Annotated in this window: 19 protein-coding genes; 10 read left to right on the top strand and 9 right to left on the bottom strand. The window is 74.1% G+C overall.

Annotated features, from left to right (window positions below):
* Nucleotides 1-76: 76 nt before the first annotated feature.
* The 5 genes from ACGFZF_RS01175 to ACGFZF_RS01155 are packed head-to-tail and all read right to left on the bottom strand — an operon-like array spanning nucleotide 77 to nucleotide 4,508.
* A complete protein-coding gene (locus tag ACGFZF_RS01175) occupies nucleotides 77-973 on the bottom strand; it encodes a tyrosine-protein phosphatase (protein WP_393550380.1) in 897 nt (298 codons plus the stop codon).
* Between the two features lie 46 nt (nucleotides 974-1,019).
* Nucleotides 1,020-2,081, bottom strand: coding sequence for an NAD(P)H-dependent flavin oxidoreductase (locus tag ACGFZF_RS01170; RefSeq protein WP_393550378.1), 1,062 nt, complete (start codon nucleotides 2,079-2,081; stop codon nucleotides 1,020-1,022).
* Complete coding sequence (locus tag ACGFZF_RS01165) at nucleotides 2,078-2,899, bottom strand: CoA-transferase subunit beta (protein ID WP_393550376.1); 822 nt, start codon at nucleotides 2,897-2,899, stop codon at nucleotides 2,078-2,080. Before ACGFZF_RS01165 ends, ACGFZF_RS01170 begins: the two co-directional genes overlap by 4 nt.
* A complete protein-coding gene (locus ACGFZF_RS01160; protein WP_393550993.1) occupies nucleotides 2,896-3,729 on the bottom strand; it encodes a CoA transferase subunit A in 834 nt (277 codons plus the stop codon). The genes ACGFZF_RS01165 and ACGFZF_RS01160 overlap by 4 nt, the downstream gene beginning before the upstream one ends.
* 23 nt (nucleotides 3,730-3,752) lie before the next feature.
* The gene (locus ACGFZF_RS01155) at nucleotides 3,753-4,508 is read right to left on the bottom strand and encodes an enoyl-CoA hydratase family protein (RefSeq protein ID WP_393550374.1); all 756 of its coding nucleotides are present in this window, start codon (nucleotides 4,506-4,508) and stop codon (nucleotides 3,753-3,755) included.
* Between the two features lie 67 nt (nucleotides 4,509-4,575).
* Between ACGFZF_RS01155 and ACGFZF_RS01150 the strand changes: the two genes are divergently transcribed.
* Together ACGFZF_RS01150 and ACGFZF_RS01145 are read left to right on the top strand one after the other, a co-directional pair.
* A complete protein-coding gene (locus ACGFZF_RS01150; RefSeq protein WP_393550372.1) occupies nucleotides 4,576-5,340 on the top strand; it encodes an SDR family oxidoreductase in 765 nt (254 codons plus the stop codon).
* A 1-nt stretch (nucleotide 5,341) separates the two neighbouring features.
* Nucleotides 5,342-6,226 carry an SDR family oxidoreductase gene (locus tag ACGFZF_RS01145; protein ID WP_393550370.1) on the top strand — a complete coding sequence of 295 codons (885 nt, stop codon included), beginning with the start codon at nucleotides 5,342-5,344 and terminating at the stop codon, nucleotides 6,224-6,226.
* Nucleotides 6,227-6,324: 98 nt separating this feature from the next.
* Here ACGFZF_RS01145 and ACGFZF_RS01140 read toward each other — a convergent pair whose 3' ends face one another.
* Nucleotides 6,325-6,813 carry a MarR family transcriptional regulator gene (locus tag ACGFZF_RS01140; RefSeq protein ID WP_393550368.1) on the bottom strand — a complete coding sequence of 163 codons (489 nt, stop codon included), beginning with the start codon at nucleotides 6,811-6,813 and terminating at the stop codon, nucleotides 6,325-6,327.
* 111 nt (nucleotides 6,814-6,924) lie between these two features.
* On the opposite strand from ACGFZF_RS01140, the gene ACGFZF_RS01135 reads away from it, so the two are divergent.
* Nucleotides 6,925-8,313: an MFS transporter gene (locus ACGFZF_RS01135; RefSeq protein ID WP_393550366.1), complete on the top strand. Its 1,389-nt coding sequence runs from the start codon at nucleotides 6,925-6,927 to the stop codon at nucleotides 8,311-8,313.
* A gap of 90 nt (nucleotides 8,314-8,403) precedes the next feature.
* Here ACGFZF_RS01135 and ACGFZF_RS01130 read toward each other — a convergent pair whose 3' ends face one another.
* Nucleotides 8,404-9,981, bottom strand: a complete 1,578-nt coding sequence (locus ACGFZF_RS01130; RefSeq protein WP_393550364.1) for an ankyrin repeat domain-containing protein — start codon at nucleotides 9,979-9,981, stop codon at nucleotides 8,404-8,406.
* Between the two features lie 140 nt (nucleotides 9,982-10,121).
* Nucleotides 10,122-11,009, bottom strand: coding sequence for a hypothetical protein (locus ACGFZF_RS01125; RefSeq protein ID WP_393550362.1), 888 nt, complete (start codon nucleotides 11,007-11,009; stop codon nucleotides 10,122-10,124).
* A 143-nt stretch (nucleotides 11,010-11,152) separates the two neighbouring features.
* On the opposite strand from ACGFZF_RS01125, the gene ACGFZF_RS01120 reads away from it, so the two are divergent.
* Entirely contained in the window at nucleotides 11,153-11,950 is a 798-nt protein-coding gene (locus ACGFZF_RS01120) for a trypsin-like serine protease (protein ID WP_147977526.1), read from the top strand.
* Nucleotides 11,951-12,069: 119 nt separating this feature from the next.
* Here the strand turns inward: ACGFZF_RS01120 and ACGFZF_RS01115 are convergent, their stop codons facing one another.
* On the bottom strand, nucleotides 12,070-13,824 hold the full coding sequence (locus ACGFZF_RS01115; protein WP_393550360.1) for a beta-galactosidase family protein: 1,755 nt from the start codon (nucleotides 13,822-13,824) through the stop codon (nucleotides 12,070-12,072).
* A gap of 95 nt (nucleotides 13,825-13,919) precedes the next feature.
* On the opposite strand from ACGFZF_RS01115, the gene ACGFZF_RS01110 reads away from it, so the two are divergent.
* From ACGFZF_RS01110 to ACGFZF_RS01085, 6 genes are all read left to right on the top strand, one after another.
* On the top strand, nucleotides 13,920-14,807 hold the full coding sequence (locus ACGFZF_RS01110; RefSeq protein ID WP_356603464.1) for an AraC family transcriptional regulator: 888 nt from the start codon (nucleotides 13,920-13,922) through the stop codon (nucleotides 14,805-14,807).
* 11 nt (nucleotides 14,808-14,818) lie between these two features.
* Nucleotides 14,819-15,124, top strand: a complete 306-nt coding sequence (locus tag ACGFZF_RS01105) for a chorismate mutase (protein WP_356603414.1) — start codon at nucleotides 14,819-14,821, stop codon at nucleotides 15,122-15,124.
* Nucleotides 15,124-16,113: an asparaginase gene (locus tag ACGFZF_RS01100; RefSeq protein WP_393550357.1), complete on the top strand. Its 990-nt coding sequence runs from the start codon at nucleotides 15,124-15,126 to the stop codon at nucleotides 16,111-16,113. The genes ACGFZF_RS01105 and ACGFZF_RS01100 overlap by 1 nt, the downstream gene beginning before the upstream one ends.
* 54 nt (nucleotides 16,114-16,167) lie before the next feature.
* A complete protein-coding gene (gene pepN / locus ACGFZF_RS01095; RefSeq protein ID WP_393550355.1) occupies nucleotides 16,168-18,663 on the top strand; it encodes an aminopeptidase N in 2,496 nt (831 codons plus the stop codon).
* 268 nt (nucleotides 18,664-18,931) lie between these two features.
* Nucleotides 18,932-20,320, top strand: a complete 1,389-nt coding sequence (locus ACGFZF_RS01090) for a pyridoxal phosphate-dependent decarboxylase family protein (protein ID WP_393550353.1) — start codon at nucleotides 18,932-18,934, stop codon at nucleotides 20,318-20,320.
* Nucleotides 20,317-21,735: a lysine N(6)-hydroxylase/L-ornithine N(5)-oxygenase family protein gene (locus tag ACGFZF_RS01085; protein ID WP_393550351.1), complete on the top strand. Its 1,419-nt coding sequence runs from the start codon at nucleotides 20,317-20,319 to the stop codon at nucleotides 21,733-21,735. The genes ACGFZF_RS01090 and ACGFZF_RS01085 overlap by 4 nt, the downstream gene beginning before the upstream one ends.
* Nucleotides 21,736-21,743: the final 8 nt, after the last annotated feature.

Genomic DNA, 21,743 nt, shown 5'->3' with positions numbered 1-21,743 from the left:
CAGGGTCGCGTGCCGACGGAAGACCGCCAGGACAGGGCGTGGGTCCTGTCCTGGCGGAAGCCGCCCGGACCACGACTCAGTCGACCAGCCGGGCCCGGAGCGCCGCCAGCGTGCGCAGTTCCAGGCCCAGGCCGACCGTCAGGTAGCGGAACAGGCCGCCGTACCCGGAGCGGACCTCGGCCAGTGCCGCGTCGAGGTACTCCGTCCGCACCTCCTGGAGCGGGACGATCAGTTCCGGGTTCTGCATGAGACCGCCCTGCCTGAGCCCCTCCCGCACCCGCGCGTCGTACGCCGCCCGCAGCGTGTTGGACGCCAGGTAGTCGCCCACGGCCGTGCTCTCCGGCACGCCCAGGACCGTCAGCAGCAGGTGACTCGTCCAGCCCGTACGGTCCTTGCCCGAGGTGCAGTGGTAGAGCAGGGGCCCGCCGCCCGGCTCCGCCAGGTCGCGGAGCGTCGCCGCGAACCCCGCCCGGTTGTCCGGGCTCGTGACGAAGGTGCGGTACACCTCGCGCATGAAGCCGGCGGCCCGTCCGCCGCCGAGCATCTCCTCCTGCCGGACGGGGTCGCGCGAGCCGATCGCGGCCAGCAGCTGCCCGTACAGACCGTTGTCGGTGATCGGGCGGGACAGCGCCGTGAGCGGTGCGGGCAGTCGGTCCGCCCCGTCGTGACGGACCTCCAGCGGGATCCGGAAGTCCACGACCCGGCCCAGCCGCAGCCCGGCCAGCGTCGTCAGGTCGGCGTCGGTGAGCTTCACCAGGGCGTCGGCCCGGTAGACCAGGCCCTTGCGGACCCGGCCCGCTCCGTGGGTGACGTACCCGCCGAGGTCGCGGACGTTGACCGCGCCCTGGAGCGGGATCTGCCGCGGGACGGCCGCCCGCGGGCGGTGTGCCGCGACGGCCGTCGCGGGGGCCAGAAGGCCCACCGCGCCGGTGGCCGCGGCGGTGCTCAGCAGTGCGCGTCGGGAAAGAGGCACGGGCCGGACTCCCTTGGCCGGACTCCCCTGGGGGGAGCGGGGGGGGTCACCCTGGTGAGGGCAGGGCGTGGAGCGCTTGCGCGGCCTCGGACAGGATGCGCCGCACGAGTTCCTCGCAGCTCGGGAGGTCCTCGATCAGTCCGGCGACCTGTCCGGAGGCCATGACGCCGAGGTCGGTGCGTCCCTCGACCATGGAAGCCCGCAGGAGCACAGGGGTGTTCGCGGCGAGCAGGACCTGGCTCCAGGACAGGTCCTTGCCGTGGCGCATCGCGAGCCCGTCGCGGACCATCCGCGGCCACGACAGGCCCGACAGCTTCCGGAACCCGGCCGCGCGGCGCACGGTCTGTGCCAGCGCCCGGACCCGGCCCGCCCGTTCCAGCGCGGCGACCATCTCCGTACGCAGCATCCGGTGCGGCAGCCCGTCGACGGCCGTGGTGACCGTGACGTCCTTGACCGATGCCGCCAGGTACCGCGCCTTCACCGCGTCGGGCACGGTCGAGTCGGAGGTGAGGAGGAAGCGGGTCCCCATGGCGATCCCCGCGGCGCCGTACGCGAGCGCGGCGACCAGGCCGCGGCCGTCGTGGAAGCCGCCGGCCGCGACGACCGGGATGTCGACCGCGTCCACGACCTGTGGCAGCAGCACGGTCGTCGCCACCTCGCCGGTGTGCCCGCCGCCCTCGCCGCCCTGCACGATCACCGCGTCCGCGCCCCAGGCCGCCACCTTCTCGGCGTGCCGCCGGGCCCCGATCGAGGGGATCACGACCACTCCCGCGTCCTTCAGTTCCGCGATCAGGTCCCGCGAGGGCGCCAGGGCGAAGGAGGCGACCCGCACTCCCTCGTCGATGATGATCCGCACCCGTTCGCGGGCGTCGCCCGCGTCGGCGCGCAGGTTCACCCCGAACGGCCGGTCCGTACGGGACCGCACCTCGCGGACCGCCGAGCGGAGCTGCTCCGTGCTCATCGTCGCCGAGGCGAGGATGCCGAGCGCGCCGGCCTCCGCGGAGGCGGTGACCAGCCGGGGTCCGGCGACCCAGCCCATGCCGGTCTGCACGATCGGGTACCGGACGCCGGTGAGCCTCGTGAGCGCGGTGTCGAAGGAGGCGGTCACCGGGCCGGCACCTCGCGGTCGCGCAGCCCCCGCGGGTCGATGACCTCCCGGATCAGCCGGAGTTCCTCGGTGGTCGGCTCACGGGTGTACGGGACGTCGTCACCGGCCGGCAGGGCGAAGCCGGTGGCCTCCCGGACCTGCGCCACGGTCACGCCCGGGTGCAGGGAGGCCAGCCGCATCGAGCGGTCGGGGGTCTCGAAGTCGAAGACGCCGAGGTCGGACACGACCCGGGGGATCCGGTGGAAGCGGGTGACCCCGGCCTCGGCGGCCCGGTCGTAGCCGACCCCGCTGACCATGTCCACGCGCTCGACGAAGACCCGGGGCGAATGCCGGGGGATCCAGTAACTCACCGGGTTGTTCAGCGTGTTGACGGGGGCGCCGCGGACGCCGAGGAGCTGGCGGGTGGGCCGGGACCAGTCGCCGACGCAGGAGATGTTCTGGTTGCCGTACCGGTCGATCTGGCCGGCGCCCATCATCACGTGCCGTCTGCCGCCGGTGACCATCGTCAGGTGCCGCCGGTACGGCAGCCAGCCCTCGACCTCCCCGTCGACGCCGACCAGCATCGCCTCGCCGTCGGTCAGCAGCAGTTCGGGGGCGAAGGTGCGCCGGGCGAGCCGCGCGCCGAACGAGGAGACCGGGGCCATCGCGGCGGCGAGCACCTCGCCGGCGTCGCGCCAGGCCTCGGCGCAGGCGACGACGCAGTACTCGGCGCGGGTGGGCGGGGGCTGAGGTGTGCGGGTGGGCGGGGGCTGAGGTGTGCGGGTGGGCGGGAGCTGAGGGGCGGGGGTGGGCGGGGGCTGGGGCGCGTGGGTGCTCAACTCTGCTCCTCGTGCCAGGTGCGTACGGCCTGCTGGTAGTCGTCCTCGCTCTTGCCGGACAGGAAGCGCTGCGCGAACTCGGCCCAGGGCGTGGTCGCGTACAGCCGCTGGAAGGCCTCGTCCCGCTCGTAGTCGGGCGCGCAGGAGGTGAAGTGGGCGCCGTTCGGCGCCTCGACGACCCCGGTGACGCTGTGCCGTCCGACGAGGAGGGTCTGCGGGGGTGCCGCGCCGAGGCCGGCGGTGTCGACGAGGCGTTCGCAGGAGATGTACGCCGTGTCGGCGGCCTCGCAGAACAGGTCGTCGAAGTAGGGGTCGGGGCCGAGGTACTGGCCGTTGCCGGTCCGGTCGGCGCGGTTGAGGTGGACGAGGGCGGCGTCCATCCGCAGCGCGGGCACGGCGACCAGTTCCTCGCCGTCCTCGTAGGGGGAGCGGATCGTCCGCAGCCCGGGGTTGACCCGCATCACGTCGGAGCCGAGACCGGCCCGGACCGGCAGGAACGGCAGCCGGTTGGCGGCGGCGTGCAGCCCCCACATGAACATGGCCTCGTCGAGTTCCGTCAGCTCGAAGGCGCCACGCTCGCGGGCGGCGCGGAAATGGGGTTCGAGCGGGATGGAGTCGAGCGTGGCGAAGGCGGCGACGAGTCGGCGGATCCGGCCGGCCGCGGCGAGCAGCCCGACGTCGGGGCCGCCGTAGGAGATCACGGTGAGATCGGTGACCTCGGACCGGAGCAGCGCGCGGACCAGCGCCATCGGCTTGCGGCGCGACCCCCAGCCGCCGATGCCGATCGTCATGCCGCTGCGGAGGCGGCCGACGGCCTCGTCGGGGGTCATCGTCTTGTCGTGCGGGTGTGCGGTCACGAGGAGCCCTTCCTGCCGAAACCGTCGCGGACGCGGTCGGCGACGCCGCTGAGGTTGGCCTCGAAGGTGAAGCCCTGCTCGAAGCGGTAGCTGCGGTGCACGTCGACGGGGTCGATGCCGTTGATGGCGGCCTTGGCGAGCCGGATCAGCGAGCCGTCCTTGGCGGCGATCTCGCGGGCCACGGCGAGCGCCGCGTCGTGCAGTCCGGCGCGCGGGACGACCTTCCAGACCGAGCCGTGGGCGTGCAGTTCGTCGGCGGTGACGGTCCGGGAGGTGTAGTACAGGGCTCGCATCAGGTGCTGCGGGACGAGCCGGGCGAGATGGGTGGCGGCGCCGAGCGCGCCGCGGTCCAGTTCGGGCAGTCCGAAGACGGCGTCCTCCGACGCGACGATCACGTCGGCGTTGCCCACGAGGCCGATGCCGCCGCCCAGGCAGAAGCCGGCGACGGCTGCCACCACCGGCACCTCGCACGTGTACACCGCGGAGAAGGCCTCCGCGCACCCGTGGTTGGCGCCGATGAGTGCCCGGTGCCCTGTGCCGTGCTCGCGCTGCATCTCCTTGATGTCGACGCCCGCGTTGAAGCCGCGGCCCTCGGCGGCCAGGACGACGCAGTGGACCTCCTGGTCCCGGCCGGCCGCGCGGACCGCGTCGGCGAGGTCGTACCAGCCTTGTACGGGCAGGGCGTTGACGGGTGGGAAGTCGACGGTGACGAGGGCGACGCCCTTGTCCGGGCGTGAGGTGGAGACACCCATGAACGGATCAGCTACCTTTCCACCAAACGTTTGTTAGGCGACTGCTTGGTGAGGAAGGTAGCAGCCGATGGAGCAGGACGGGAGGGTCGCCGTCGTCACCGGCGGCACGCGGGGCGTGGGCGCGGGCATCACCCGGGCCTTTCTGCGGGCCGGCGCGCACGTGATCGTCTGTGCCCGCCGGCCGCCGGACGCGCCGCTGGAAGAGGCGGGCCGGGCGGCCGCGTTCATCCCCCTCGACCTGCGCGACCCCGCGGCCGTCGAGGCGTTCTTCGCGGACGTCGCGCGGACGCGCGGGCGGCTCGACGTCCTCGTCAACAACGCGGGAGGGACGCCGTACCGGCTGCTCGGCGAGGGTGACGCGGAACGGCACGCCCGGGTCGTCGCGCTGAACCTGACCGTGCCGCTCACCGTCTCCCTCGCCGCGTACGAGTCGCTGCGCGCGGCGCGCGGCTCGGTCGTGATGATCGGCAGCGTCAGCGGCACCCGGCCCTCGCCGGGCACGGCCGCCTACGGCGCGGCGAAGGCCGGTCTGGAGAACCTGGCCCGGTCGATGGCCGTGGAGTGGGCCCCGCACGTCCGGGTGAACACCCTCGTCCTCGGCATGGTCCGCACCGAGCTGTCCCACCTCCACTACGGGGACGCGGACGGGATCGCGGCCGTCGGCCGGACCGTCCCGCTCGGCCGGCTCGCCGAACCCGAGGAGGCCGGGGAGGCGGCGGTGTTCCTCGCCTCCGAGCGCGCCGGATACGTCACGGGAGCCTCGCTCCTGGTGCACGGGGGCGGGGAACGCCCCGCCTTCCTCGATGCCGCGAATGCCGACAAGGAGAGCTGAGATGACCCCGACGGGACTGTGTGAGGGCCGGGTCGTGATCGTGACGGGCGGTGGACGGGGGCTGGGCCGGGCCCACGCGCTGGCCTTCGCCGCCGAGGGCGCCCGGGTCGTGGTCAACGACCTGGGTGTCGGGCTCGACGGGGCCGCCTCGGCGGAGTCTCCGGCGCGGCAGGTCGTGCGGGAGATCCGGGAGGCGGGCGGTACGGCCGTCGCGCACGGCGGCGACGTCGCCACGGAGGACGGCGCCGCCTCCCTGGTGGCCGCCGCGCTCGACACGTACGGGCGGCTCGACACCCTGGTCAACAACGCGGGGTTCCTGCGCGACCGGATGCTCGTCAACCTCGGCGAGGACGACTGGGACGCCGTCATGCGGGTGCACGTGAAGGGCCACTTCCTGCCCCTGCGGCATGCGGCGGCGCACTGGCGGGCCGAGGTCAAGGCGGGGCGCCCGGTGGCGGCGCGGGTCGTGAACACCACCTCGGGTGCGGGGCTGCTGGGCAGCGTGGGTCAGGGCAACTACGCGGCGGCGAAAGCGGGGATCGTGGGTCTGACGCTGGTCGCGGCGGCGGAGGCGGCGCGCTACGGGGTCCAGGTCAACGCGATCGCCCCGGCGGCCAGGACCCGCATGACCGAGCGGACCTTCGCCGGCCTGGAGGGTCTGCCGGAGGACGTCTCGCCGCTGGTGGTGTGGCTCGGCTCGGCGGCGTCGGAGGGCGTGACCGGCCGCGTCTTCGAGACCGAGGGCGGCCGCATCACCGTCATGGAGGGCTGGCGGCCCGGCCCGACGGCGGACAAGGGGGCGCGCTGGACCCCGGCCGAGGCGGGCGAGGCCGCGCGGAAGCTGCTCGCGGACGCGGAGGAGCCGCGACCGGTGTACGGCACCTGACGGGGCGGGGCCCGGCGGGACCTGACAGGCCGGCGGGATCCGGCCGGACGCGGTGGGGCCCGGCGGCTGGTGCGGAACCAGACACGCCGGGACAGCCCTCAGCTGGTCAGGCGTCGGGTCGCGTCGCGCTGGCGGGTGGTCGAGCCGGTGAGGAAGCGGGTGATCACGAGCAGCTCCTCGGTGCTGAACTCCTCGTAGAGCTCGTGCACTTCACGCGCCCAGTCGTCGAAGAGCGGGGCGATCTCGGCCAGCTTCTCGGGGCGGGGCTCGACGAGCACCCGGCGCTTGTCGGTCGGGTGCTTCACCCGGCGTACGAACCCCTTGCGTTCCAGGCGGTCGACGAGGCCGGTCACGGAGGCCGGCGCGAGCCCGGAGCGCTCGGCGAGCTCCTTGGCCGTCAGGGCGCCGTGGCGTTCCAGCAGGTCGAGCGTCTTGGTCTCGGTCGCCCCCAGGTCCTGCCGGGCCGCGACCGCCGTGTGGAAGGCCACCGAGGCGGCGCTGGAGTCACGGCCGGCGGCGGTGAGGGCGGCGATCACCTCGGCGCGCCGCGCCCCCTCGTCCCGCGCCGGCCGCTCGCTCGTGCTCATGGGGGCAGCCTAGCAAAATATTTAGTTCGGTCGAACGAAAGACTTGCGATCGCGGCCGCCTCGTGCCACTTTTTATTTCGTTAGGTCGAACGAAATAAATTGGGAGCCGGCATGACCACCACCCTCACCAGCACCGGCGGGGCCTCGCCCACCGCCGTCCACCCGCGCCGCTGGGCCGCCGCCGTCGTGATGATGGTCGCCGCCCTGATGGACCTCGTCGACGTCACCATCGTCAACGTCGCCCTGCCCTCCATCGGGCACGGGCTGGGCGCCTCGGAGAGCGCCCTGCAGTGGATCGTCTCGGCGTACCTGCTGGGCTTCGCGGCCACTCTGATCGTCGCCGGACGGCTCGGCGACCGGTACGGCCGCAAGACGCTCTTCCTCGTCGGGACCGCCGGCTTCGGCCTCGCCGGTCTCGCCTGCGGCATCGCCCAGACGCCGGGGCAGTTGATCGCGGCCCGCGCCGTGCAGGGCGTGACGGCGGCCGTGCTGATGCCCCAGGTCCTCGGCTCCTTCCACAGCCTCTTCCAGGGCAAGGACCGGGGCAAGGTCTTCGGGATGTACGGGGCGGTGGCCGGCTTCGCCTCCGCGACCGGCCTGCTGCTCGGCGGCGTGCTCACCGACGCGGACCTCTTCGGTCTCGGCTGGCGCAGCGTCTTCCTGGTCAACGTGCCGATCGCCGTGCTGACCCTGGCGGCCGCCGTCGTCCTCGTCCCCGCCACCCGGGAGCACGCGGCGGCCAGCCCGCCCGTGCTCGGCAGCCTCGTCCTGGCGGCCGGCCTCGTCGCCATCGTGCTGCCGCTCGTCCAGGGCCAGGGCAACGGCTGGCCCGCCTGGGGCTGGGTGCTGCTCGGCGGCGGCGTCCTGGCGGTGGCCGGCCTCGGCGTCCGCGGCTCGGTCCTGCCGGGGCGGACCTTCCGTGTCCCGGCCTTCTCCTACGGCCTCGCCGTGCAACTGCTCTTCGCCCTCGGGATGCAGGGCTTCTTCCTGGTCTTCGCCCTCTGGCTGCAGGGCGGTCAGGGCTACGCGCCCATGCAGGCGGGCGTCCTGATGGTCGCCTTCTCGGCCGGCGGCTTCCTCACCGCGCCGGCGGCCGACCCGCTCGCCGTCAGGCTCGGCCGCCTGGTCCCGGCGACGGGCGCGGTGCTGATGGCGACCGGCTACGCCTGGGTCTGGCACGCGATGGGCCAGGCCGCCCCCGCGCACACCGGCGCCTGGCCGCTGGTCCCCGGGCTGGTCGTCGCCGGCGCCGGCCTCGGGCTCCTGGTGGTGCCGCTCGTCAACATCGTCCTGTCCGCGGTCCCGGACGAGCTGGCGGGCGGGGCCTCGGGCGTCTTCTCCACGGCCCAGCAGTTCGGCGGGGCCCTGGGCGCCGCGGTCGTCGGCACGGCCTTCTTCGCGGACCTCTCGATCGACGCGGCCATGCCGTGGGTGATCGCCGCCTACGGGGCGGCCGCGCTCCTGAGCCTGCGGCTGCCGGCGCGGTCCGTCTCCGGCTGACGGTCGGCCGCACGGGCCGGGTCCGCCCCGGACGGGACCCGGACCTCGCCGGCGTCCTGGGCGACCGCCCCGAAGCCGGCCTGGCGCGGCTCAACGGCAGCGCGGACTCGTCCACTCCAGACGCGTCCTGACCCGCTCGTTCCCGATGTGCTCCAACGCCGCCAGGGCCGTGTCGCGGGCCGATCCCTCCGGGTCCCCGTCCGCCAGGATCGACGCCAGCACCTCGGTGGCGCGCGGATCCTGACGCATCGCCAGACCGCGGGCCGCCTCGGCGACGGCGTCCGGATCGGTGTCCCTCAGCCGGGCGGCGAGCGCCTCGCGAAGCAGGGGGGTGTCCTCGGGAAGCTCGGCGAGGGCCAGCGTCGCCCAGTCCCGCACCCCCGCGTCGTGGTCCCGGCTCAGCCGCACCAGGACGTCGACGGCCTGCGGACGCCCGGCCGGCACCAGCCCCGTGAGCGCGCATCCGAGGGCCCGCCGCACCTCGGCGTCGGGGTGCGAGGCGAACGGCAGCAGTTCGGGCAGCGCCGACGCGTCGCCCACGGCCCCGAGCGCGGTGACCACGGAGAGCGCGGGCTCCCGGTCCGCGCCCGGGCGGCCCGGATCCCCGTCCGGCGCCGCCGGCGCCACTCCGCCCCGCCGGGTGTCGGCCGCCAGGCGCCGCAGGATCGCGACGCCCTCGGCCGCGAGGTCCCCGTCGACGCCCGGGGAGCGCCGCCCCGGCCCGCGCTCTCGCCGATCCGGCCCGGTCGACAGGACACCCCCCAGGACCTGGGCGCCGAGCGCCCGCCGCAGGGGCTCGTCGCTCGCGCACCAGGCCGCGGCCGTACGGAAGGTCTCCTCGTCGGCGTACCGGGCGAGGGCCGCGACCGCCTCCCTCCAGTCGTCCTGGTCGCGGTCCCCGCAGCGCAGGGCCCGCCCCGCGAGCTCCTCGTGCGGGGTCCGCACGCCGAGTTCGCCCTCCAGCAGGGTGACGATCGCCGCATGACCGGTCTGCCGCTCGTTCCCGCGACCGGGCGCGCCGTCCTCCCGCAGCAGTTCGACGACGACGGTCACTCCGCCGTCCTCGGGGACCCGGCGGACGACGCACTCGTACGTCCCGCCGCCCTCGGACCCGTCGAGCAGCCCGCGCCGCAGCTCCGCCGCGATGTCCACGCCGACCCACCGGCGGGCCTCGGCCAGCGCGTCGGGAAGCGGTCCGGCACCGAACTCCAGGAGCGCCCGCACGCTCGGGGTCGAGCCGCGCCGGGCCGCCGCGACGAGGGGCACCAGGCCGTCGGGACCGGGGCGCCGCGGGTCCGCGCCGTGTTCGAGCAGGATCCGTACGGTCTCGGCGTGGCCCAGCCGCACCGCCCAGTCCATCGCCGTGAAGCCGTAGGACTCCTCCTGGTCCGGCCTCGCCCCCGCCTTGAGCAGGGCCCGGACCACCTCGCCGTGCCCGCCGCACGCGGCTCCGCACAGCGGCAGGTCGCCCGCCTCCTCGCCGCTGCCCCGCCCGGGGTCGGCGCCGGCGGCCAGCAGCACCCGGACGATTCCGGTCTCGTTCGCGACGGCGGCCCGGTACAGCGCGGTCTCACCCTCGTCGGTCGCCTCGGGGGACTCGCCGGCCCGCAGGGCGCGGACGACGGCGTCGTCGTCCCCGCCCAGAATGTCCTCGAACAACGTGCTCATCCGTCGACCATCGCCCGACGACCGCAACCGGCGCAAATCACTTGTCGGTTCGCACCCCGCGAGCCCCGACGGGACCCGGCCGGCGCCCCGGACGCGACGAGTTCGGCCCTCGCACTGCGGACACGACCCCCGGGAGTTGTTCAGCCCTCGCACTCCAGGACCGACTCGCACACCCCGCAGCGCGCCTTCAGCCGCCGGGCCGCCGCCGGCACCCGCAGGCGCTGGTGGCAGACCGGGCAGGGGAAGGAGACCCGCAGGGACGGGCCCGCTCCCTCGAAGGCGTACGGCGCGCCGTACGCCGCGCGCCCCTGCCGGCGGTCCTTCGTGTACCGGTGCCGGGCCGCCCAGCCCGCGCCGGCCAGCGGTGGCCGCAGCCCGTCGCGTGCCGCCTCCGCCCGGCCCCGCACCCAGGCGTCGTACGCCTGGGGGCTGGTGAACCACGGCGACGGGTCCTCCCCGAACACCTCCGCCCGCTTGGCCAGCACGTATCCGAACTCCTCGGGGGTCAGGTACCCGAGCTTCTGGCTCGACACGGCGTCCTCCCGGTAGGCGTCGAGCAGCAGCCAGCCCGCCCCCAGATAGGCGGTCACCACATCCGTGAGGATCTCGTTGTCCCCGGTGTCCGGGAACCCGAGGTCGAGACGGTGGAGCAGTACATGGGTGATCTCGTGGGCCAGCGCCGCCCCCACGTCCCTGCGATGCCGACGGAAGCGGTCGTTCAGCTCGATGAAGTACTCGGGTCCCGCGGCCAGCTCCACGCTCGCCGCGTGGGTCATAGCCCGGAAACTCACGATCATCCGGGCCTGCGGCAGTCGCAGGTGCCGGACGAGCGCACCGGCCACCCGCTGGGCGCCGAGGTGGAGTTCGTCCTCGTCGGTGAAGGCCACGTCGGTCGCGCGCACGCTCGTGTCGTACCGCCGTACGCCGTCGGCGGACAGTCTCCGGTACAGCGCGGTGAGCGAGGCCCGGACCGTTTCGAGGTGCGGGAACCCGTGGACGACCGCGTCTCCTGCACTTCCGTTCGGCACGCCGGAACCCCCTTCCCTCCACTGTACGACCGCGTTCGGGCGCTGTGCCCTGGCCGAAAACGCTGTCTTGTGACCCCCTGTGAGCCCTGTCCATAATCCGGACCAAGCCTTGACGGATACATGCCATCAGGGCTCAACCCCCCATGAAAGGCAGACACTTGAAGAAGAACAGGTTCGTCCGCGCCCTTCAGAGAATCGCCGCCGCCGGCGCCGTCGTGCTCGCCGCCGTCAGCCTCCAGCCCTCCACCGCCTCCGCCGCGCCCACGCCCGTCGTGGGCGGCACCCGGGCGGCCCAGGGCGAGTTCCCCTGGATGGTCAGGCTCTCCATGGGCTGTGGCGGCTCGCTGCTGACCCCGCAGATCGTCCTCACCGCCGCCCACTGCGTGAACGGCTCCGGCAACAACACCAGCATCACCGCCACCGCCGGCGTCGTCGACCTCCAGAGCGGCAGCGCCATCAAGGTCCGCTCGACCAAGGTCCTCCAGGCCCCGGGCTACAACGGCACCGGCAAGGACTGGGCCCTGATCAAGCTGGCCTCGCCGATCAACTCGCTGCCCACGCTCAAGATCGCGGACACCACCGCGTACAACAGCGGCACGTTCACCGTCGCCGGCTGGGGCGCCACGCGTGAGGGCGGCGCCCAGCAGCGCTACCTCCGCAAGGCGACCGTGCCGTTCGTCTCCGACTCCGCCTGCCAGGCGGCCTACGGCTCCAGCCTGGTGCCCGGCGAGGAGATCTGCGCCGGGTTCAACGAAGGCGGCGTCGACACCTGCCAGGGCGACTCGGGCGGCCCGATGTTCCGCAAGGACAACGCCGGCGCCTGGATCCAGGTCGGCATCGTGAGCTGGGGCGAGGGCTGCGCACGGCCCGGCTACCCGGGCGTCTACACCGAGGTCTCGACGTTCGCCGCCGCCATCAAGTCGGCCGCGGCCACCCTGTGACCCCCGGCTCCGCCGAACGACTGATCCACTGATCCACCGATCCACCGATCCACCGATCCACCGGTCCGTGGACGGGGCCGGGGCCCCGCCCCCGTCCACGGACCGCCCCCGGCATCGTCCTACGCCAGAACGACCCCGGTGCCGGCCCCGCCCTCCAGCTCCAGGACCCACACCTCGTTCCCGCCCACGCGCAGCACCGGACCCGGCACGAACAGGGACTCCTGCGGCCCGGCCGCCCAGTACCGGCCCAGGCAGAAGCCGTTGACCCAGACGAAGCCGCGGGTCCACCCCGGCAGCGACAGGGCCGCGTCCCCGGGCTCCCCCGAGACCGTCACCACCGCGCGGTACAGCCCCGGCCCCGCCGCCTCCGCCCCACCCACCGGCCGCAGCGGCAGCCTCCGCACCGCCTCCGTCCCGAAGGCGGCCAGCCGCAGACCCCGGGCCCGTACCCCGTGCACGTACTGCCGCTCGTGCCGGACACCGCCCGTGATCCCCTTCGCCTCGGCCTGCCGCGGGCCGTAGTTCACCCGGCCCAGGGACTCCACCCACAGCTCCACCACCGCGGGCCCCGCCACCGGCTCCGGCAGCACCGCGTCCTCCGACGCCAGCACCCCCGCCCGCACCCCGTCCACGTACACCACCGCGCGGTCGCGCAGCCCCGACACCGACAGCGGATACGGCCGCCGCGGCCCGGGGATCTCCAGCCGGTAGCGCACCAGCCCCCGGTCCACCCCCAGCTCCTCGAACGTCGGCGGCACCGGCGCGACCGCCTCCGCGTCCCCGAGGACCTCCAGGACCTCCCCGAGCGGCGCCCACGCCACCGGCTCCGCGGCCGCCGGCCCGGCGATCCGCCGCGGCGGCTCCGGCACCTCCGGCAGCGGCCCCTCCGTGAACGCGCCCAGCACCTCACGGAAACGCCAGAACTTCTCCGTCGGCAGCCCCGCCTCGTCCACCGGCGCGTCGTAGTCGTACGAGGTCACCGTCGGCCGCAGCTCGCCCTCGTGCAGGTCACCGGCCCGGTTCGCCCCCGCCCAGCCGGCGAAGTTCGTCCCGCCGTGCGCCATGTACAGGTTCACCGACGCCCCGCACTCCAGGATCTCCCGCAGCGTCGCCGCCGCGTCCGCCGCGTCCCGCACCGTGTGCTCCGTGCCCCAGTGGTCGAACCAGCCGCACCAGAACTCCATGCACATCAGAGGGCCGGCAGGCCGGTGCCGCCGCATCACCTCGAACGCCTCCCGCGCCCCCGACCCGAAGTTCGCCGTCGCGAGCACCCCCGGCACCGACCCGCCCGTCAGCATGTGGTCCTCCGGCCCGTCCGAGGTGAACAGCGGCACCCCCACCCCGCAGTCCCGCAGCAGCTCCTCGATCCGCCGCAGATAGCCCAGGTCCGAGCCGTAGCTGCCGTACTCGTTCTCCAGCTGCACCATGACCACCGGCCCGCCCCGGTCGATCTGCCGCGCCACGACCTGCGGCAGCAGTACACGGAACCAGCGGTCCACCGGAGCCAGGAACGCGTCGTCGTCCGTCCGCACCCGCCGCCCCAGCGGACCCGTCAGCCAGTGCGGCAGCCCCCCGTTCTCCCACTCGGCGCAGATGTACGGACCCGGCCGCACGATCGCCCACATCCCGGCCCGCCCCACCGCGTCCAGGAACCGGCCCAGCGCGGCCACGTCCCCGTACCGCCCCGGCTCCGGCTCGTACAGGTTCCACGGGACGTAGGTCTCCACACAGTTGAGCCCCATCGCCCGCAGCATCCCCAGACGGTGCTCCCACTGCTCCTCGTGCACCCGGAAGTAGTGCAGCGCCCCCGACAGCAGCCGCACCGGCCGCCCGTCCAGGAGGAAGTCCTCGTCACCCACAGCGAACGTGCTCATGCGCTCACCCTCGCCCTCTGGCGGAGGGCCGGTCCATGGACAAAGATCGTCGCTGTTTGGACGTAAGGAGACGACCGGAAGGGCGCGTGCCGACGATGTACCACACCTGGATGCGCTACTTCACGCCCAGCCCCGTCCACCACCGCCTCGGCCTGGTCTGCCTCGGCGTCGGACTCCAGCACGGCACCCTGCCCACCGTCGGGCCGCGCACCCTCGACCACCACGTGGCCGTCGTCATCAACGCCGGCAGCGGCTGGTACCTCGGCCCGGACGGCCGGCGCACCACCGTCACCGCCCCCGCCCTCATCTGGCTCACCCCCGGCGTGCCCCACCACTACGCCGCCGACCCCGCCACCGGCTGGGACGAGAGCTTCGTCGACTTCGGCGGCCCCGCCACCGCCACCTACACCGAACTCGGCTACATCGAGCCCGACCGGCCCGTCGTCCCGCTCTCCGACGCCGCCGGCCCCCGCGCCGCCATCGGCCGCATCGCCCGCGCCGCCCGCCGCGGCAACCCCCTCCTGGAGGTCGAGACCGGCGCCGCCGTCCACGAACTCCTCGTCGCCCTGCGCCGCGCCCGCGCCGACACCAACGCCGACGGCGACCCCGTCCTGTCCGCGCTCGCCCGCGACGCCTTCCAGCCGCTGTCCGTCGCCGAGCACGCCGCCCGGCACGGCATGAGCCCGGCCGAGCTGCGCACCGCCGTCCGCCGCGCCGCCGGCTGCAGCCCCAAGGACTACCTCCTCTCCATCCGCCTCGGACGCGCCAAGGAACTCCTCGCCGCGACCGAACTGCCCGTCGCCGCGGTCGCCCGCCGCGTCGGCTACGACGACCCGGCCTACTTCTCCCGGCTGTTCACGCGCCGCGTCGGCACCGCACCCGTCCGCTTCCGCGACCAGCAAGGACGTGCCGTACCCGGCGGCTGGAGCGACCGCGTTCCGGATCCCGAACACCCTCCGACGATCGTCGGGCGCTCCGTCTAAGCTCGCTGCTCATGAGCGACATCGACGAGTCCGTACAAGAGGAACTGTCCCGGCTGCGCGAAAGCATCGACAACATCGACGCGGCGGTCGTCCACATGCTCGCCGAACGCTTCAAATGCACCCAGCAGGTCGGCGTCCTCAAGGCCAAGCACCACCTCCCGCCCGCCGACCCCGCGCGCGAGTCCCGCCAGATCGCCCGGCTGCGGGAACTGGCCGAGAGCGCGAAACTGGACCCGGCGTTCGCGGAGAAGCTGCTGAACTTCATCATCGCGGAGGTCATCCGGCACCACGAGACGATTGCGGACGGAGCACGCTGATGGGCCGCGTCACGGTCTTCACCCTGGGAGGGACGATCTCCGCACGGGGAGGGGACGCGGCGCGCCTGACGGGCACCGAGGTCCTCGCCGGGCTCGGTGCCGTCGGCACCGAGGCGGAGCTCCGCGACTTCCGCCGGCTGCCGAGCTCCTCGCTGTCCCTGGAGGACGTCGCCGCCCTCGCCGACGAGGTGCGCGCGACGGTCGCGGCCGGCTCCGGCGTCGTCGTCGTCCAGGGCACCGACACCCTGGAGGAGACCGCCTTCCTCCTCGACCTGCTCTGCCCGACCACCGAGCCGGTCGTCGTCACCGGCGCCATGCGGCGCCCCGACCTGCCCGGCGCCGACGGCCCCGCCAACCTCGCCGCCGCCGTCGCGGTCGCCACCGACCCGGCCTGCCGCGACCTCGGCGTCCTCGTCGTCCTCGCCGACGAGATCCACGCCGCCCGCCACGTCCGCAAGACCCACACCACCTCCGTGGCCACCTTCGCCTCGCCCGGCGCCGGCCCGATCGGCTCGGTCGTCGAGGGCGAGGCGCGGATCCTGCTCCGCCCGGCCACCCCCTCGGCGGCCTGCTCCCTGCGACTCGACCCCGGGATCCGCGTCGCCCTGCTCACCCTCTCCCTCGGCGACCGCGGCGAACTCCTCGACGCCGTCGACTCCCGCCACGACGGCCTCGTCGTCGCCGCCTTCGGCGCCGGCCACGTCCCGACCTGGCTGGTCGAACCCCTCGAAGAGCTCGCGCGCCGCATCCCGGTCGTCCTCGCCTCCCGCACCGGCGCCGGCACCACCCTGTCCCACACCTACCGCGGCCCCGGCTCCGAGCACGACGTCCTGCACCGCGGCCTCATCCCCGCCGGGCCCCTCGACCCGGTCAAGGCCCGTCTCCTCCTGCACACCCTGCTCTCCAGCGGAGCGGCCGGCGAGGCCGGATACGACCGCCCCCGCATCACCGCGGCCTTCACCCACCTCACCGGCACCGGCCTGGCGTGAGCCGAGGGCGGAACCCCGTTCCCCGCCCCGCCCCCATCAGGCAGCATGGAGCCCATGTCCGTACTGACGCGCGACGAAGCGCAGACCCGTGCCCGGCTCCTCGACGTCCACCACTACGAGGTCGAGCTCGACCTGACCACCGGTGACGACACCTTCCGGTCGAGCAGCACCATCCGGTTCTCCGCCCGCACGGCCGGGGACACCTTCGTCGAGCTGAAGCCCGAGACCCTCCACTCCGCCCTGCTCGACGGCACGCCCCTCGACCCCGCCGCCCTCGACGGCAACCGGCTCCCCCTGGACCTCGCCGAGGGCGAGCACACGCTGGAGATCGCGGCCACCATGCGGTACTCGCGCACCGGCGAGGGCATGCACCGCTTCACCGACCCCGCCGACGGCGAGTCCTACGTCTACACCCAGCTCTTCATGGAAGACGTCCAGCGGGTCTTCGCCGCCTTCGACCAGCCCGACCTCAAGGCCGTCTTCGACATCTCCGTCCAGGCCCCCCAGGGCTGGACCGTCCTGTCCAACGGCATCACCGCCCAGGGCCCCGACGGCCGCTGGACGGCCGCCACCACCCCCCTGCTCTCCACGTACTTCGTCTGCGTCGCCGCCGGCCCCTGGCACTCCCTGCGCACCGAGCACGCCGGCCTCCCCTTCGGCCTGCACTGCCGCCGCTCCCTCGCCCCCCACCTCGACGCCGACGCCGACGAGATCCTCGCCGTCACCAAGGCCTGCTTCGCCCGCTACCACGAGAAGTTCACGGAGCCCTACCCCTTCGACTCCTACGACCAGGCCTTCGTCCCCGAGTTCAATGCCGGCGCGATGGAGAACCCCGGCCTCGTCACCTTCCGCGAGGAGTACGTCTTCCGCTCCGCCGTCACCGTCACCGAACGGCAGACCCGCGCCAACGTCATCGCCCACGAGATGGCCCACATGTGGTTCGGCGACCTCGTCACCCTGCGCTGGTGGGACGACATCTGGCTGAACGAGTCCTTCGCCGAGTACATGGGCTACCAGACCGTCAACGAAGCGTGTTCCGACCTCTTCCCCGACACCTGGACCGAGTTCGGCATCGGACGCAAGGCCTGGGGCTCCGACGCCGACCAGCGGCCCTCCACCCACGCCGTCGCCCCCGACCCCGAGGCCGTCCCCGACACCGCCTCCGCCCTGCTCAACTTCGACGGCATCTCCTACGCCAAGGGCGCCGCCGCCCTGCGCCAGCTGGTGACCTGGATGGGCGAGAAGGACTTCCTCGCCGGCATCAACACCCACTTCGAGCGCCACCGGTTCGGCAACGCCACCCTCGCCGACTTCATCGACAACCTCGCCTCCGCCACCGACCGCGACGTCCACGGCTGGGCCGAGCAGTGGCTCCGCACCACCGGCATCGACGCCCTCACCCCCGAACTCGGCGGCGACGCCCACCACACCACCCTCACCGTGCGCCGCGACGGCAGCCGCCCGCACCGCGTCGCCGTCGGCGTCTACGACCGCGACCTCCTCGACAGCAAGCGGCTCGTCCTGCGCGAACGCCTCGAGATCGACATCCCCCACACCACCCCCGTCCAGCTCCCCGGCCCCCGCCCCGCCCTCGTCGTCCTCAACGACGGCGACCTCAGCTACGCCAAGGTGCGGCTGGACCAGACCTCCCTGGAGACCGTGCGCCGCACCCTCTCCGGCGTCCCCGACGACCTCACCCGGGCGCTGCTCTGGAACACCCTGCGCGACATGGTCCGCGACGGCGAACTCGCCCCCGAGGCCTACCTGGAGGCCGCCCACACCCACCTCCCCGAGGAGACCGACCTCGCGATCGTGCAGGGCGTCCTCGCCTTCGCCCGCGTCCAGATCGCCGACCGCTACCTCCCCGCCGACGAGCGGCCCGCCGCCCTGGCCCTGCTCACCTCCCTCGCCCGCGACCTCATCCGCCGCACCGAGGACGGCGAGGCACCCGGACTGCGCCTGACCGCCGTCCGTACCTTCATCGGCAGCGCCACCCAGCCCGACACCATCGCCGCCTGGCTCGCCGACGGAACCGTCCCCGGCGGCCCCGAGATCGACCCCGAGCTGCGCTGGCTCGTCCTCGCCCGGCTCGCCGTCCTCGGCGCCCTCGACGAGGCCACCATCGACGCGGAGCTGGCCCGCGACCCCAGCGCCACCGGACAGCAGGGCGCGGCCCGGTGCCGCGCGGCCCTGCCGACCCCGGAGGCCAAGGCGGCCGCGTGGTCCCGGCTCTTCGACTCCGACGACCTGTCCAACTACCTCTTCGCCGCCACCGCCCAGGGCTTCTGGCAGCCCGAACAGGCCGAGCTGGTGGGGGAGTACGTCCCCCGTTTCTACCCGGCCGCCGTCGCGCTCGGCGACCGGCGCGGCGCCGCCATGTCCGAGGCGGCGGGCTCCCGCGCCTTCCCCGCCCACACCATCGACGACGCCGCCCTGGCCCTGGGCGAGACCCACCTCCGGGAGGACACGATGACGCCCGCGCTGCACCGCAAGCTCGCCGACCAGCTCGACGACCTCCGCCGGGCGCTGCGGGTCCGCACCAACGAGTGACCGCGGCCGGGCGCCGCGGGCCCGTACGACGGGGGTGATCGGGGCCGCGGGACCCGGTCACCGGGACCGTACGACGGCGCACCGGGGACCGGCGGACGCGTGACCGCACCGCCGGCCGGTGCGCCTCGCCCCCGGCCACCTCACCCACGCCCCGCGCCCCACCACGAGGGACACGGCCTTGTCCAGGCCATGTCCCTCGTTCGGGTTACACACCCGTGCTCACCGGACAAACCCCGAAAACCCCCGCCAGTGTGGGCCCATGTGTGCCGTGCCCACTCCGCCCGTCCCACCCCCGGCCCTCGCCGGAGGCGAATCCGGCCCCGAAGCCCTGCGCCCCCTCCTCTCCACCGTCCTCGCAGCGCTCCACGACGGAGCCGCGACCCGCGGCGGCCCGATCCCCGCCGGCGGCCCCGACACGCTCGCCGCCCGGATCCGCGACACACTCGGAGAAGCCCTCCCCGACACCGGCACCACCCCCGAGGCCGCCCTCCGCACCCTCGTCACCGCCCTCGCCGAAGGCGCCGCCGACCCCGCTGACCCGCTCTGCGCCGCCCACCTCCACACCCCGCCCCTGGCCCTGGCCGTCGCCGCCGACCTCGCCGCCTCCGCGCTCAACCCCTCCATGGACTCCTGGGACCAGGCACCCGCCGCCTCCGCCCTCGAAGACCTCGTCACCCGCGCCCTCGCCGCCGAGGTCTACCCCCGCGCCCCGCACCCCGACGCCCTCGTCACCACCGGCGGCACCGAGTCCAACCAGCTCGCGCTGCTCCTCGCCCGGGAACGCCACGGATCCGTCCAGACCGTCGTCGGCGCGGCCGCCCACCACTCCTTCCACCGCGCCGCCTGGCTCCTCGGCCTGCCCGAGCCCGTCACCGTCCCCACCCCCAACGGCACCATCGACCCCGTCGCCCTCGACGAGGCCCTCACCGACCTCCACGGCCCCCTCCTCGTCGCCGCGACCGCCGGCACCACCGACACCGGCCGCATCGACCCCCTGCCCCAGATCGCCGACCTCTGCGAAGCCCACGGCGCAGAACTCCACGTCGACGCGGCCTACGGCGGCGCCGCCCTCTTCAGCGCCACCCACCGCCCCCTGCTCGCCGGCCTCGACCGCGCCCGGTCCGTCGCCCTCGACCTGCACAAACTCGGCTGGCAGCCGGCCGCCGCCGGACTCCTCGCCGTCCGCGACACCGCCGACCTGGCCGCACTGAGCCACACCGCCGACTACCTCAACGCCGAAGACGACACCGAAGCCGGCCTCCCCAGCCTCCTCGGCCGCTCCCTGCGCACCACCCGACGCCCCGACATCCTCAAGATCGCCGTCACCCTCCGCAGCCTCGGCCGCACCGGCCTCGGCGACCTCGTCGACACCTGCTGCGCCCTGGCCAGGGAACTCGCCGACCTCGTCGACAAGACACCCGGCCTGGAGCTCTACGAGCGCCCCACCCTGACCACCGTCCTGTTCCGGCCCCGGGACGCCGACGACGACACGGTCGCCGCCATCCGCCGCACCCTCCTCACCGAAGGCCGCGCCGTCCTCGGCCGGGCCCACGAGGACGGCCGGCTCTGGCTCAAGGCCACCCTCCTCAACCCGCACGCCACCTCCGGCGACCTGGAACAGATCCTCACCCTCGTGGAAGGCAGCACCGACCGATGACCGGCAGCACCCCCCACCCGCAGCACGACCTCGACCGGCCCTACGACCTGGTGGGCATCGGCATCGGCCCGTTCAACCTCTCCCTCGCCGCCCTCGCCCACGGCATCCCCGACGGCCTCGCGACCACCTTCTTCGAGCAGAACCCCGCCTTCCACTGGCACCCCGGCCTCCTCATCGAAGGAGCCACCCTCCAGGTCCCCTTCCTCGCCGACCTGGTCACCCTCGCCGACCCCGCCAGCCCCTGGTCGTTCCTCAGCTACCTCCGCTCCCGCGACCGGCTCTTCCCCTTCTACTTCGCCGAGAAGTTCCACATCCAGCGCGCCGAGTACGACGCCTACTGCCGCTGGGTCAGCGGCCAGCTCCCCGGCCTCCACTTCGGACACCAGGTCGACGCCGTCCGCTGGAACCCCGAACGCGCCCTCTTCGAAGTCGACTTCACCCAACTCGACGGCGACGGCGAGGCCGAGGCGCTCGGCCGCGCCTACACCCGGCACATCGCCCTCGGCGTCGGCACCCAGCCCTACGTCCCCGAACCCCTCAAGCCCCTCGCCGACGCACCCGGCGTCCCCGTCATCCACTCGGCCGACTACCTCGACCACCGCACCCGGCTCCTCGCCGCCGAACACGTCACCGTCATCGGCTCCGGCCAGTCCGGCGCCGAGATCTTCCTCGACCTGCTGCGCGCCCGCCCCGCCGGCGCCGAGAAGATCCACTGGATCACCCGCACCGAGGCCTTCGCACCCATGGAGTACTCCAAGCTCGGCCTCGAACACTTCACCCCCGACTACACCCGCTACTTCCACGCCCTCCCCGAGCCCGTCCGCAACGAACTCGTCCCCCGCCAGTGGCAGCTCCACAAGGGCATCGACGCCGAGACCATCGCCGCCATCCACGACGAGCTCTACCGCCGCACCCTCGACGGCGGCTGGCCCGACGCCGTCCTCACCCCCGGCGTCCGGGTCCGCACCGCCGGCCGCGTCGCCACCACCAAGGTCGAACTCCACCTCGAGCACCTGCACCAGTCCGCCCGCTCCCGCCTCACCACCGACGCCGTCGTCCTCGCCACCGGCTACCGCGAACGCCCCGTCGACCGCATGCTCGCCGGACTCGACCCCTACCTGCGCCACGACTCGGCCGGACGCGCCAGGATCGACGAGCAGTACCGGCTCGTCCTCGACGACTCCGTCACCGGCTCCGTCTACGTACAGAACGCCGAGAAGCACACCCACGGAGTCGGCGCCCCCGACCTCGGACTCGCCGCCTGGCGCAGCGCGACCATCCTCAACTCCCTCACCGGCAAGGACCCCTACCCGCTCCCGCGCCGCACCGCCTTCACCAGCTTCGGCCTCGAACGGCGAGAGGCGCCACGCATCCCGGCCCAGGGCCAGGCGCTGACGCCTCTCACACAGAACTGACCGGGGGC

This window comes from Streptomyces sp. NPDC048338 (genome assembly GCF_043201055.1).
Lineage (GTDB): Bacteria > Actinomycetota > Actinomycetes > Streptomycetales > Streptomycetaceae > Streptomyces.
This window is presented reverse-complemented; position numbering and strand designations above follow the sequence as displayed.